The sequence below is a fragment of the Pseudonocardia tropica genome, from assembly GCF_040105315.1.
Classification (GTDB): Bacteria; Actinomycetota; Actinomycetes; order Mycobacteriales; family Pseudonocardiaceae; genus Pseudonocardia; species Pseudonocardia alni.
The window spans coordinates 448,971-461,725 of record NZ_JBEDNP010000002.1 but is presented as its reverse complement, the minus strand read 5'-3'; the positions used below and the strand labels follow the sequence as shown (position 1 = coordinate 461,725).

Here is a 12,755-nt window from a genome sequence, read left to right as displayed (position 1 = left end):
GCGCCGGTACGGCGGCGACGCCGACCGGCCGGCCGGCCTCAGCGAGTGTCGAGCGCGTGGAAGGACTCCACGAGCCGCCCGGACGGGAACCCGGCCCGCTTCGCCAGCGACCCGGACCACTGCCCGATCATGTCCTCCAGGCCCGTCATGTGCGCCGTCTGGCTCGCGTGCGCCCGCAGGGCCGCGATCTTGACGGCGATCGTGTCGGTGATGTCGACGTGCCGGGCGCCGTCGGGGTCGTCGTCGGGGGCGGGACCCATGACCCACACCTCGCCGACGGTGTGCGCCTCGTAGCCGGCCTCCGCCAGCTCGGGGAAGGCGTAGGGGTTGCGCGCGTCGGGGTAGACCGCGCACAGGGCGGCCTCGCCGGTCGCGGTGTGGTCGGGGTGGCTGCCGTACATGCTGCGCAGGTCGCGCACCGGCTGCGGCACGACGACCCGGTCCGGGCGGACCTGCCGGATCACCCGGGCCAGGTCGCGGCGCAGCTCCAGGGTGACGGTCAGCCGACCGTCGGGGTGGCCGAGGAACACCAGGTCGGTGACGCCGGCCTCGGCGGCCGCGGCGGTCTGCTCGGCTCGGCGGATGCCCGCGATGTCGCTGCGCGCCACGGCCGGGTCGAAGCCGCCCGCGTCGCCGTCGGTCACCAGGCAGTAGGTCACCGCGACCCCGGCCGCGGTCCACACCGCGACGGTGCCGCTGCAGGAGAAGTCGATGTCGTCGGGGTGCGCGGCGATCACCAGCACGCGCCCCACCCCGGTGTGCGCGCGGTCGTCGACCGCCGTGCGCTCGTCCTCGGTCGCAGTCACCGGGCCATCCTGGGTCACGCGTCGGAGGCCGCCACCAGCAGGACCCCCACCACGGACCCGGCCGACCACACCAGCGCACGGACCAGGTTGACCCGCAGCAGCCTGCGCAGGTCCCCCGGGTGCGCGGCCGGGTCGAGCCGGCCGTGCAGCGACACCGCGGGCAGGGTCACCGCGACACCCGCGGCGGCCGCCACCGCCGCCACCCACACCAGCGGCTCGCCGGGCGCGAGGACCAGCAGCGCCGCCGTCGCGAGACCCTGCGCGACCCACGGCGGCCCGACGACGAGCGTGACCGCCCGGCTGTGCGCGGCGTGGTAGCGGGCCCAGGACCCCGCCGGGACCAGTGCGAACGCCGGGTAGACGACCACCTGCACGGTCCAGGCGATCCCGGCCAGCAGCACGGTCGCGACGGCCTGGACGACGGCGGCGATCAGCACCGTCCGATTCTCGGGTGAACCGGCGCCGCGCGCGTGCCAGGCTGCCCGGGTGATCACCACCGCGATCGGGCCCGCGCTGCTGCACGGCGTCCTCGACGCCGTCGACGGCGAGCGGGGCCTGCTCCCGCAGCGGCTGCCCGCCCCGGCCCGCGCCCGCAACACCGACCCGCAGCTGGCCGGCGCGCAGAGCCAGCCGTCCGGGGTGCGCGTCGTGTTCCGCACCGCCGCACGGACCGTCGAGCTGGAGACCCTGCGCACCCGGATCGGCCTCGTCGGTGCCCCGCTGCGGCCCGACGGCGCCTACGACCTGCTCGTCGACGGCCGGCCGGCGGGCAGCGCCACGACCTCCGGCGGGAAGCTGCTCATGACCGACCCGGCGACGGGGGAGGTCACGGTCACCGACGGCCCACCCGGCCCGGTGCGGTTCACCCTGCCCGGCCGCGACGCGCTCGTGGAGATCTGGCTGCCGCACAACGAGATCACCGAGGTCGTCGCGCTGCGCACCGACGCGCCGGTCGCCGTCGTCCCGCCCGGTGGGCGCCCGGTGTGGCTGCACCACGGCAGCTCGATCAGCCAGGGCAGCAACGCCGCGGGTCCCAGCACCACCTGGCCCGCGCTCGCCGCCCGCGCCGCCGGTGTCGAGCTGGTCAATCTGGGGTTCTCCGGCAGCGCGATGCTGGACCCGTTCGTCGCCCGCACGCTGCGCGACACCCCGGCCGCGTTGATCAGCGTCAAGATCGGGATCAACGTCGTCAACGCCGACCTGATGCGCCGACGGGCCTTCGCACCCGCCGTGCACGGGTTCCTCGACACGATCCGCGACGGGCACCCCGACACCCCGTTGCTGGTGGTGTCCCCGGTGCTGTGCCCGATCCACGAGCACACCCCGGGCCCGGGCGCGCCGGAGGTCGTCGACGGGCGGCTGCGGTTCCGCGCGACCGGCGACCCGGCCGAGGTGGCGGCGGGGAAGCTGACGCTGTCGGTGATCCGCGAGGAGCTGGCCCGGATCGTGGCCGGCCGCACGCCGGAGGACCCGGCGCTGGCCCACCTCGACGGCCGAAAGCTCTACGGCGACGACGACGCGGCCGAGCTGCCGCTGCCCGACCGGCTGCACCCGTGTCCCGAGGCGCACCTGCGGATGGGGGAGCGGTTCGCCCGGCTGGTGTTCGGTGCCGGGGGTGCGTTCCACGCCGCGGGGACCTGGTGCGGGACCTGCCGCCCGAGCGCTCGGAGCTGACGGTCCCGTCCTGCCCGGACTGGACGGTGCGCGACCTGCTCTCACACATGGTCGGCCTGGGTGCGGACGTGGTCGCCGGCGACGAGCCCGACGACCACAACGAGGAGTGGACGAACCGGCAGGTGCGGGCGCGGCGCGACCGCGACGTGGCCGCGCTCGTCGCGGAGTGGGAGTCGCTGACCGGCCCGCTGCGCGACTGGATGGCGGCGAACACGACCCGCCCGCTCGGCGACGTGATCGTCCACGAGCAGGACCTGCGTGGTGCGCTGCGCGAGCCCGGCGGGCAGCACACCCCCGGCCTCTACGCGATCATGGACCGCTTCCTGGGCCGGTTCGCCGACGCCCTCGGGGACCTCCCGCCGATCGCGCTGGTCGGCGACGGCCGCCGCTGGGTGTCCGCGGGCGACGAGGCGGGGGCCGCGGTCGTCGTGCGGGCCCCGGACTTCGACCTGGCCCGTGCCCTGGTCACCCGCCGGTCGGCGGCGCAGCTGCGGGCCTGGACCGAGCGCGGCGACGTCGAGCCCTACCTGGACGCGTTCGCCCTGCTCGGGCCGCTGCCCGACACCGACCTCACCGAGTCCTGACCGCGGTCGTCACCGAATCGTCAGCACCGTTGTCGTGACACGGTCGGAGACGGTGGGTCCAGACTGGGCGGGTGAGCGTGCACCCCACCCACCCCGTCCCCGCCCTCGACGACGCGCTGACCGGGCGCGCCGTCGAGCGCGTGCGCCGCTGGACCGAGCGCACCGGCACCGCCCCGTCGTCGGGCTCCGGCCGCGGAGCGGACCCGACGCAGCGGCTGGCCGCGCTGATGCACGACCCCGCCGGGGTCGACTTCACGCTGCGCTTCGTCGACCGCGTCGCCCGCCCCGCCGACGACCGGGTCGCGGCCCGTGAGCTGGCCCGGCTCGCCGGGGCGGGCGCCGCGCTGCCCGCGTTCGTCGCCGGCACCGACCGGCTCCTGCTGCGGGCCGGCGGCCGGCTGGCGACGGCGCTGCCGCACGTCGTCGTGCCCGCGGCGCGGTCGCGGCTGCGCAGCCTGGTCGGGCACCTGATCGTCGACGCGGGCGGGCGCGGCCTGGACCGGCGGCTCGCCGCGGCCCGGCGCGACGGGCACCGGCTGAACCTGAACCTGCTCGGCGAGGCCGTCCTCGGCCGCACCGAGGCCGACCGTCGTCTCGCCCGCACGATCGCGCTGCTGCGCCGGCCGGGCGTCGACCACGTGTCGGTGAAGGCGTCCTCGGTCGTCGCGCAGCTCGTGCCGTGGGACCTCGTGGGCAGCCGGGACCTGCTCGTGGACCGGCTGCTGCCGCTCTACCGGGCGGCCCGCGAGCACGGTGTGTTCGTGAACCTCGACATGGAGGAGTACAAGGACCTCCACCTCACCGTCGCGCTGTTCACCACGCTGCTGGCGCGCCCGGAGTTCCACGACCTGCCCGCCGGCATCGTCCTGCAGGCCTACCTGCCCGACTCCGTCGCCGCGCTCGACGAGCTCGGGGAGTTCGCCCGCCGCCGCGCCGCCGCGGGCGGGGCGCCGATCAAGGTGCGCCTGGTGAAGGGCGCGAACCTGGCGATGGAACGGGTCGACGCCGAGCTGCACGACTGGCCGCAGGCCCCCTACGCCACCAAGGCCGAGGTCGACGCCAACTACGTCCGGCTCCTCGACCGCGGCATCGGCGGCCCGCACGCCGACGGGATGCGCCTGGGCGTCGCGTCGCACCACCTGCACCACGTCGCGCTCGCCCTGGAACTGGCCGACGCCCGCGGTGCCCGGTCCCAGCTGGACCTGGAGATGCTGCAGGGCATGGCCCCCGCGTTCGCCGACGCCGTCGCGGGCGACCTGCCGGAGTCCGGGCCGGGCTCGCAGCTGGTGCTCTACACCCCCGTCGTGCACCGCGGCGACTTCGACACCGCGGTGTCCTACCTGGTCCGGCGGCTGGAGGAGAACGCCTCCCCGGAGGGCTACCTGTACACGCTGTTCGCCCCCGGCTCCGGCGGTCCGGCGACCTACCGGGAGCGGTTCCTCGCCTCGGTGCGCGACCGCGACGCCGTCGCCGACACCCCGCGTCGCACCCAGGACCGCACCGTGTCCGCACCCGTCGGGGCCGACGGCCCGCTGCCCGGGGACCCCGTGCCGGCCGGGTTCCGCGCCGAGCCCGACACCGACCCGTCGCTGCCCGCGAACCGGGACTGGGCCCGTCGCGCCGCGACGACCGCCGTCGTGCGGACCGAGGTCCCCCTCGTCACCGACCCGGCCGCGGTCGACGCCGCGGTGGAGCGCGCCCGCACCTGCGGCTGGCGCGACGTGCCCGCCGCGGAGCGGGCCGCGACGCTGCGCCGCGCCGCCCGCGCGCTGGCCGCCGCCCGCGGGACGCTGCTGTCGGTGATGCTGCACGAGGCGGGCAAGACCGTCGCCGAGGCCGACCCCGAGATCTCCGAGGCCGTCGACTTCGCCGCCTACTACGCCGAGCGCGCCGCCGAGCTCGACGGCGCCCCGTTCACCCCGGACCGGGTCGTGGCCGTGACCCCGCCCTGGAACTTCCCGGTCGCGATCCCGCTCGGCGGCTGCCTCGCCGCGCTCGCCGCGGGCGCCCCGGTGCTGCTCAAGCCCGCCCCGCAGGTCCGCGGGTGCGCCGAGGCCGGCGTCGCCGCACTGCACCGCGGCGGGATCCCGCGCGACGCCGTGCAGCTGCTGCCCACCGACGAGGCCGACGCCGGACGCCGGCTCGTCACCCACCCCGACATCGACCGCGTCGTGCTCACCGGCTCGTCGGAGACCGCCGCGCTGTTCCGGTCCTGGCGGCCCGACCTGAACCTCGTCGCCGAGACCAGCGGCAAGAACGCACTGGTCGTCACCCCCGCCGCCGACCCGGACCTCGCCGTCGCCGACCTCGTGCGCTCGGCGTTCGGGCACGCCGGGCAGAAGTGCTCCGCGGCGTCGCTGGCCATCCTCGTCGGCCCCGCCGCGACCGGCTCGGCCATCGGGAGGCGGCTGCGCCGCCAGCTCGTCGACGCCGTCACCACCCTGCGCGTCGGCCCCGGCACCGACCTCGCGACGACCATGGGCCCGCTCATCGAGGCGCCCTCGGCGAAGCTGCACCGGGCGCTGACCACGCTGGAGCCGGGGGAGCGGTGGCTGGTGCGTCCGCGCCGGGTCTCGGAGACGGTGTGGACACCGGGCGTGCGGGCCTGGGTGTCGCCGGGAAGCTGGTTCCACCGCACCGAGTGCTTCGGCCCGGTGCTCGGCCTGATGGCCGCCCGCGACCTCGACGAGGCGATCGCCTGGCAGAACGCCACCGGCTTCGGCCTCACCGGCGGCATCCACTCCCTCGACCCCGACGAGGTCGCGCACTGGCTCGACCGCGTCGAGGTCGGCAACGCCTACGTCAACCGGCACATCACCGGCGCGATCGTGCAGCGCCAGTCCTTCGGCGGCTGGAAGGGCTCGGTGCTCGGCCCGGGCGCCAAGCCCGGCGGACCCAACTACGTCGCCCAGTTCGGCACCTGGCACGACGGTGACCTGCCCGCACCGGGTCCGACGTCCGGCCCGGCCGCGGACCGCGTCCTGACCGCGGCGGCCGACCTCGACCCGGCCGCCCGCGACCGCCTCGTCCGCGCCGCCGCCTCCGACGCCCGCGCGTGGGACACCGAGTTCGGGATCGAGCACGACCCGACCGGTCTGGCCGCGGAGTCCAACGTGTTCCGCTACCGGCCCGCCCCGTCGGCGACGCTGTGGTGCGGCACCGGTACGGCCCGCGCCGACGTCCTGCGGGTGCTGCTCGCCGCGGCCACCGCGGGGGTGCCGGTACGGCTGCACGGGCCGGGGGTCCCGCCGGGCGGGGTCCCGGGCGGGGTGCACGGCGGCGACGGGCTCGTCCCCGTCGCGGGCGACCGGATCCGGGCCCTGGGCACCGTGCCCGACGGTCTGCGGGCGGCCGCCGCGGAGGTGGGCGCGTCCGTCGTGGACACCCCGGTGGTGCTCGACGGACGCCGGGAGCTGCTCACCGTGCTGCGCGAGCAGGCGGTCAGCCGGACCCGGCACCGGTTCGGCCACCTCGAACGGTGAGCGATGGCGGCCGCGACGCCGCCGCGGTTACGGTGCGTCCATGGTGGTGCGTGCCCGTGATGTCATGACCGAACGCGTCGTCACGATCTGGGCGGACGCTCCGCTGGCGCGGGCGCAGGAGCGGATGGCCGAGTCCCGGTTCTCCGCCCTGCCCGTGATCGACCGGCGGTCCTCCCTGGTCGGGGTGATCTCGCTGGTCGACGTGCTGCGCCACCGCGACGACCGGCACGCCGTCGTGGGGGACGCGATGACCGAGCAGGTCGTGTCGGTGCTCCCGACGACGAGCATCTCCGTCGTCGCGCACCGCATGCGGGTCTACGGCGAGCTGCGGCTGGTGCCCGTCGTCGACAAGGGCATCCTGGTCGGCGTGATGACCCGCAGCGACCTGCTGCGGTACCGGCACTCCGGGGGGCGGCTGCGCCGCACCGCCCGCCGGATCGGCGGGGTCGTACCCGTGGCGCCGCTGCCGGAGGCGATGGCCCCCCGCGGGGCCGGCCGGATCGGCGGCCGGCCGACCTCGTCGCTGCGGGTCGCGGACGTGATGACCGACGGCGGGCTGGTCGCGATCCCGCCGGAGCTGGCCCTGGACGAGACCGCCGAGGTCCTGCTGTCCTACCGGTTCACCGCGGTCCCGGTCGTCGACGACCGCGACCACCTGCTGGGGATCGTCTCCGAGGCCGACCTCGTGCACGGCTCACTCGACGGCGGCCGACGGCTGCGGGCCCGCACCGTCTCGGAGGTGATGACCCGCGACGTCGAGGTCGTGCACCCGGGCGACCCGCTCACCGACGCCGAGGGCCTGCTGTCCCGGCGCGGGTTCCGGGTCGTCCCGGTCGTCGACGCCGACGACGTGCTGGTCGGGGTGCTCAGCCGCAGCGACCTGCTCTGACCCGCGGTCAGGTCCCCGGCACCGGGGCGACGGGAGTGGCCGGCGCCCGGACCGCGTCGCACTCCTGGGCGGCCTGCGCGACCAGCAGCGAGAACGCCACCGGGTCCTTCAGCGACTGCCCCGGCAGCGCCCCGAGGTCCAGGTACTTCTGCAGGCAGGCGAACTGGGCGGCCTGGTCGGCGGGGCTCAGCGGCGGATCGGCGGGCGGGGTGGGCCGGGCCGACGCCGTCCCGGCGGTGACGGCGGCCAGGGCGAGTGCGGCGGCGACGGCGCCCGCCGCGGTGGTGGCGGCACGCAGGGCGGTCCTCACGATGTGCTCGCTTCCTGCGCCGGGAGCCGGCGCGGTCGGGGTCCTACCGCCCTCCGCGTGGCGTCCCGGCCGAGCCCGGCGTCCGCGGTGTGACGATCCTGCGGCTCCGCCGGTGACCGGCGCGCCCCGACGGGCGCAGGTCGACCCGGAGGTGTGACCCCCGGTCGGGGGCGGGCGTCGCGGGAGGCGGGTCAGGCGCGGACGCGCACCACGACCGGGACCGCACCGTCGTCGGGCGGCGGCGGGGACGGTGGGGTCCGGACCCGCCAGCGGGACAGCTCACGACCGATCCGTGCGAACTCCGACCACCGGTGGTCGACGTCCTCGGGTTCCTCGCCCAGCGCGTCGATCGGGTCGACGACGCCGTAGGTCGTGCGGTACACGACGACGTCGGTCGCCGCGGTGAGCCACTCCCCGGCGGACTCGGCGGGCCCGCTCCCCAGGACGGCGGTGAACCACCGCGGCAGCGGGCCCCCGGCGGCGACCCGCTCGGCGATCATGGCCCGGACCTCGGAGCGCAGCCGGGTCCTCGCCCGGTCCCCGGCCTCGATCGCGTCGGCGTCGCGGGGACGGCGTCGGGCGTCGGCGGCCAGCGCGTCCCGGGCGTCGAGTGCCCCCCGGTCGAGGGTCTCGCGGAGCCGGCGCAGGTCCCCCACCTCGGGGAGGAGCTCCCGGTAGCGGGCCTCGGCGCGTGTCCGGCCGGGCGTTCCCGGAGCACCCGCGGCGATCGCGCGGCTCGCGTCGACGAGGTCCTTCACAGCCAGGGGGTACCGGAGCCGCCGTTCCTCCCACGACTCGACCTGCTGCGTCATCCGGCTGATGTCGGAATCGGAGAGCAGGTCGGCCGCGAGTGCGCGGCCGGCCTCGGCGCTGCGGGCCAGCTCGACCAGAGCCGGAGCGGGTTCGAGGGTGGCGCTCCCGCCGGCGGGGCGCGGCGCCCCGGCGAGGAGCCGCTCGACCCGGTCCAACCGCTCGGAGAGCGCGGCGACGGTGCGGCGCAGCTCGTCCTCTCCCGGCGTCACAGCGTCCACCACCTCGGCGAGAAACCGCCCGGATCGAGCGCGCGACGCTCGGCACCGACGGTCAGCACGACGAGGAGGATCCCGAGCGTCGGTACCCACCAGGACCGCAGGGCGGCCGTCGTCAGGAGCGCGAGTGCCCCCACCACCAGCAGCGGCGTGCCGAACCACCCTCGTACGGGAGGCCGGTCGTGGCCCGTGCGGGCGTGGACCACGGCGGACAGGACAGCCGCGGCGAGCAGGACGCACGACACCGGGACGAGCGCGCCCCATCCGGACAGCCCCCGCCACCCGGCGAGCACCGGTACGAGCAGTGCGAGCACCGCCAGCAGCCCCAGGCGGAGGTACACCGCGCGGTGCATCCCCCGGACCCGGAGCTCCCCGGCCCGGTCCCGCTCCTCCTGCTCCGCCCGGAGCACGGCGTTGGTCGCCTCGACGATCTGGACCAGCTCCTCCTCGGTCGGCGGGTCGGCCACGGGGGAGTCGTGCAGCAGCCGCAGCTCGCCCCTCCTGCGCGCGGCCGTCCCCGCGACGTCGGTGTCCGGATCCATCCGCCGATGATGGACCGCCCCGCCGTCCGTTCCGAGCGGAATACACGAAGTTGACGACGGGCCGCCGGCGGCTCCCCCGGCGCTCAGCGCAGACCGTAGGGCCGCATCCGCCGGGCCAGGGCGGCGTGCTCCGCGGCGCGTTCCGCGGAACCGTCCGGCGGGCCGAGCGCCGAGGCGGTGTCGGTGATCCCGTACAGGACGCGGTGGGCCAGGAGCGCGACGGCGGTGTCGTACCAGTCCTCCGGCGGCGCGGGCGGACCCGAGCCCAGCGCCGTGGTGAACCACGGGGGCAGCCGGTGCCCCGCGGCGACGGCGGCGACGAGCCGATCCCGGAGCCGCCCGGTCAGCGTGCTCCCGGCGTCCCGGCCCGCCGCGGCGACGGCGCCGTCCCGCAGCTCCCGCTCGGCGTCGGCGTCCAGCTCGGTCCGGGCGCGGGCCGCCGCCGCGCGCACGCCGTCCTCGGCCGCGCGGACGGTGGCGAGGCGGTCACGGGCGGCCCGGAACCGGCCGGCGAGGACCGCGGTCCCGTCCGTCCCGTCGGCGACGGCGCGGCTGGCGTCGAGCACCGCGCGGACCGCGGCGGCGCGTTCGCGCTCCCACCGCTCCGGGCCCGCGGCGTCGTGCCGGTGTGCGGCACGGTCGGCGTCGCCGAGCCGGGCCCGGTCGTGCTCCCGGCCGCGCAGGACCGTCGCGGCCAGCTCCCGGTCGGTGCCGGTGGGGGTGAGGTCGGCGTCCGGGACGCCCGTCGCGACCCGCAGCCGGTCGTCGAGCCTGACCAGCTCGCCGTGCAGCCGCTCGATCCGCCCGGCCTGGTCGGCGACGGTCGCGGTGAGCTCGTCGACCCGTGCTGCGGCGTCGGCCGCCGCGCGCAGCGACCGGCGGCGCACCGCCTCCAGGGCGGCGGTCAGCTCCTCGACCTCGCGGCCCAGCGCCGTCAGCTTCCGCCCGTGCTGCTCGGCCCGCTGGTCCTGCCGTCCCTGGCCGTCGCGCAGGGCCGCGAGGTCCGTGCGGGTGGCGCGGTGGGTCAGCTCGCCCTCGAGCCGGCCCAGCCTGCGGTCGGTGTCGGCGGCGGCGTCGCGCGGGCTCACCGGACACCGTCCCGGGCGGTGACGGTCCCGGCGAGCAGGAGCAGCGCGACCACCGCGGCGGCCAGCAGCAGGAACCACAGGGGGCCGGGCGCCCCGAGCGCGACGGCGAGCAGCCCCGCCGTCCCGGCCGCGGCGACGACCGGTGCGAACACGGCCCGCCGTCGGTGCCCACCGGCCCCGGACCGCCGGTGCAGCAGCACGGTCCCGGCCGCGAGCAGCAGCCCACAGGCCCCGGCCCCGACCGCCGCGGGCCCGGCCGCACCCCCGGTGACGGCGAGCAGCACCACCAGGACCGCCACCACCGCCGCCGCCAGCGCCGCGGCCGCGACCACGACGACCCCGGTGCTGTGCCGGTATGCGGCATCCTCCCCGGCGGCGGCAGCGGCCTCGTCGTCGGCCAGCGCCCGCTCGGTCAGCTCCAGCAGACGTGCCAGGTCCTCCGCCGCGGGCTCGGTCCCGGCCGGGAGCCGTGTGTGCAGCTCCCGGAGCCGCTCGCGGGCGGTAGCGGCGACCGGCGGGGAGTCCTCCGTGGTGGGCATGTCCCCATCGTCATCGAGCGCGGCCGCACCGGGACCGCACGTACCCAGAACTGACGATCCACTGTGTGCGGCCCGCGCCGTGGGATCCTTCCGCGGTGACCGCCCACGACCACACCCGCGCCCGCGAGCTGCTCTGCACCTGGTCCCGCCGGATGGTCCGCGACGGCCTCGTCGTCGGCACCTCGGGGAACCTGTCGCTGCGCACCGGGGACCTGATCGCTGTCACCCCGTCCGGTGTGGACTACGAGACGATGACCGCCGCGGACGTCGTGCTCGTCGACGCGCAGGGCACGGTCGTCGACGGCACCCGGGAGCCGACCAGCGAGCTCGGGCTGCACGTGGCCGCGCAGGCCCGGCCCGGCACCGTCGCGGTGGTCCACACGCACTCCCCGGCGGCGGTCGCGCTGTCGACGCTGTCCGACCACGTCCCGGCCGTGCACTACCAGCTCGCGATGTTCGGCGACGGCGTGCGGGTGTCGGAGTACGCGCCGTTCGGCAGCCGGGAGCTGGTCGTGAACGCGCTCGCGGCGCTGGGGGAGTCCACCGCCGTCGTCCTCGGCAACCACGGCACGCTGGTGCTCGGCGACACCCTCGGTGCCGCCTACGACGGCGCCCGCCAGCTGGAGTGGCTCTGCGACGTCTGGCTGCGCGCCCGCGCCGTCGGCGAGCCGCGGCTGCTCCCCGACGCCGAGATCAGCGCGGTGCGAGGGCGGTTCGCGGCCCAGCGGGCGAAGGTGCGAGCGACGGCCCCCACGCCCGCTCCTCGGTGACGATCGCGGTCACCAGGTCGAACGGCGTCACGTCGAACGCCGGGTTGTAGACCGGGGTCCCGGGCAGGGTGAGCAGGGTGCCGCCGTGCTCGCGCACCTCGTCGGCCCCCCGCTGCTCGACGACGATGTCGGCCCCGGTCGGGGTGTGCGGGTCGATCGTCTCCTCCGGCGCGACCACCACGAACGGGATCCCGGACCGGGCCGCGGCGCAGGCCAGCATGTAGGTCCCGATCTTGTTCGCGACGTCGCCGTTGGCCGCGATCCGGTCGGCGCCGACGAACACCGCGTCGACCAGCCCGGACGCGATCGCCGCGGGACCGGCCGAGTCGACGCACAGCCGGTGCGGCGCCCCGGCCGCGGAGAGCTCCCAGACGGTCAGCCGCGCGCCCTGCAGCAGCGGGCGCGTCTCGCACGCCAGCACCTCGGCCAGCTCCCCGCGCTCGTGCAGCCGCAGGACCGCCCCCAGCGCGGTGCCGCCGTCGCCGGTGGCCAGCGGGCCGGTGTTGCACACCGTCAGCGCCCGCAGCGGGCGGTCCGGGCACAGCTCGCGCGCGAGGTCCGCGGCCCGTCCTGTGGCCGCGGCGTTGACCCGGGCGGCCTCCGCGGCGACGGCGCGGGCCTGCGCGAGCACCGCGGCCGGGCCGCCGTCGAGCGCCTCCAGGGCACGCGCCACCCCCAGCCCCAGCGGGACGGCGGTGGGCCGGGCGACGGCGATCCGCTCGGCCGCGGCCCGCACCGCGGCGACGGCGACCGGCGTCGCCGTACCGTGCAGGTGCGCGGCGAGCGCGACCCCGAGGGCGCCGGTGATGCCCAGGCTCGGGGCACCGCGCACGGCCAGCGACCGGATCGCCTCGATCAGCTCGTCGACGGTGCGCAGGTACAGGTGCTCGGTCGCGCCGGGAAGCGCGCGCTGGTCGAGCAGGACCACCGCCGGGCCGCCCTCGTCGTCGCCGGCCCAGTCCACGATCCGCATCGCCCGTACCCTCCCCGGTCACCCGACCTCGGGCACCGGGGTGAACGTACCCCGGCGCCGCGGGCGGCCG

13 protein-coding genes are annotated in these 12,755 nt (G+C 77.2%); 5 read left to right on the top strand and 8 right to left on the bottom strand.

Features of this window, described 5'->3' with window-relative positions:
• Positions 1-38 precede the first annotated feature (38 nt).
• Entirely contained in the window at positions 39-806 is a 768-nt protein-coding gene (locus WHI96_RS05395) for a PIG-L deacetylase family protein (RefSeq protein ID WP_345645128.1), read from the bottom strand.
• Between the two features lie 14 nt (positions 807-820).
• Positions 821-1,243: a hypothetical protein gene (locus tag WHI96_RS05390; protein ID WP_345645131.1), complete on the bottom strand. Its 423-nt coding sequence runs from the start codon at positions 1,241-1,243 to the stop codon at positions 821-823.
• Between the two features lie 49 nt (positions 1,244-1,292).
• On the opposite strand from WHI96_RS05390, the gene WHI96_RS05385 reads away from it, so the two are divergent.
• The 4 genes from WHI96_RS05385 to WHI96_RS05370 all read left to right on the top strand — a co-directional run bounded on the left by WHI96_RS05385 (position 1,293) and on the right by WHI96_RS05370 (position 7,435).
• Positions 1,293-2,480 (top strand): SGNH/GDSL hydrolase family protein, encoded by a 1,188-nt coding sequence (locus tag WHI96_RS05385; protein ID WP_345645134.1) that lies wholly within the window; start codon positions 1,293-1,295, stop codon positions 2,478-2,480.
• Complete coding sequence (locus WHI96_RS05380) at positions 2,447-3,064, top strand: maleylpyruvate isomerase family mycothiol-dependent enzyme (protein ID WP_345645136.1); 618 nt, start codon at positions 2,447-2,449, stop codon at positions 3,062-3,064. The genes WHI96_RS05385 and WHI96_RS05380 overlap by 34 nt, the downstream gene beginning before the upstream one ends.
• 71 nt (positions 3,065-3,135) lie before the next feature.
• A complete protein-coding gene (locus tag WHI96_RS05375; protein WP_345645139.1) occupies positions 3,136-6,546 on the top strand; it encodes a proline dehydrogenase family protein in 3,411 nt (1,136 codons plus the stop codon).
• Positions 6,547-6,586: 40 nt separating this feature from the next.
• On the top strand, positions 6,587-7,435 hold the full coding sequence (locus WHI96_RS05370) for a CBS domain-containing protein (protein ID WP_345645142.1): 849 nt from the start codon (positions 6,587-6,589) through the stop codon (positions 7,433-7,435).
• 7 nt (positions 7,436-7,442) lie between these two features.
• Here WHI96_RS05370 and WHI96_RS05365 read toward each other — a convergent pair whose 3' ends face one another.
• The 5 genes from WHI96_RS05365 to WHI96_RS05345 all read right to left on the bottom strand — a co-directional run bounded on the left by WHI96_RS05365 (position 7,443) and on the right by WHI96_RS05345 (position 10,942).
• Positions 7,443-7,745, bottom strand: a complete 303-nt coding sequence (locus WHI96_RS05365) for a hypothetical protein (protein WP_345645145.1) — start codon at positions 7,743-7,745, stop codon at positions 7,443-7,445.
• A gap of 191 nt (positions 7,746-7,936) precedes the next feature.
• The gene (locus WHI96_RS05360) at positions 7,937-8,767 is read right to left on the bottom strand and encodes a hypothetical protein (protein WP_345645147.1); all 831 of its coding nucleotides are present in this window, start codon (positions 8,765-8,767) and stop codon (positions 7,937-7,939) included.
• On the bottom strand, positions 8,764-9,315 hold the full coding sequence (locus tag WHI96_RS05355; RefSeq protein ID WP_345645149.1) for a hypothetical protein: 552 nt from the start codon (positions 9,313-9,315) through the stop codon (positions 8,764-8,766). The genes WHI96_RS05360 and WHI96_RS05355 overlap by 4 nt, the downstream gene beginning before the upstream one ends.
• Before the next feature lie 83 nt (positions 9,316-9,398).
• Entirely contained in the window at positions 9,399-10,403 is a 1,005-nt protein-coding gene (locus WHI96_RS05350; RefSeq protein ID WP_345645151.1) for a hypothetical protein, read from the bottom strand.
• Positions 10,400-10,942, bottom strand: coding sequence for a hypothetical protein (locus tag WHI96_RS05345; RefSeq protein ID WP_345645153.1), 543 nt, complete (start codon positions 10,940-10,942; stop codon positions 10,400-10,402). Before WHI96_RS05345 ends, WHI96_RS05350 begins: the two co-directional genes overlap by 4 nt.
• 95 nt (positions 10,943-11,037) lie before the next feature.
• Between WHI96_RS05345 and WHI96_RS05340 the strand changes: the two genes are divergently transcribed.
• Positions 11,038-11,712, top strand: coding sequence for a class II aldolase/adducin family protein (locus tag WHI96_RS05340; protein ID WP_345645156.1), 675 nt, complete (start codon positions 11,038-11,040; stop codon positions 11,710-11,712).
• Here the strand turns inward: WHI96_RS05340 and mtnA are convergent.
• Positions 11,636-12,685: an S-methyl-5-thioribose-1-phosphate isomerase gene (mtnA, locus tag WHI96_RS05335; RefSeq protein WP_345645160.1), complete on the bottom strand. Its 1,050-nt coding sequence runs from the start codon at positions 12,683-12,685 to the stop codon at positions 11,636-11,638. The two genes, WHI96_RS05340 and mtnA, sit on opposite strands and share 77 nt — an antisense overlap.
• Between the last annotated feature and the right edge of the window lie 70 nt (positions 12,686-12,755).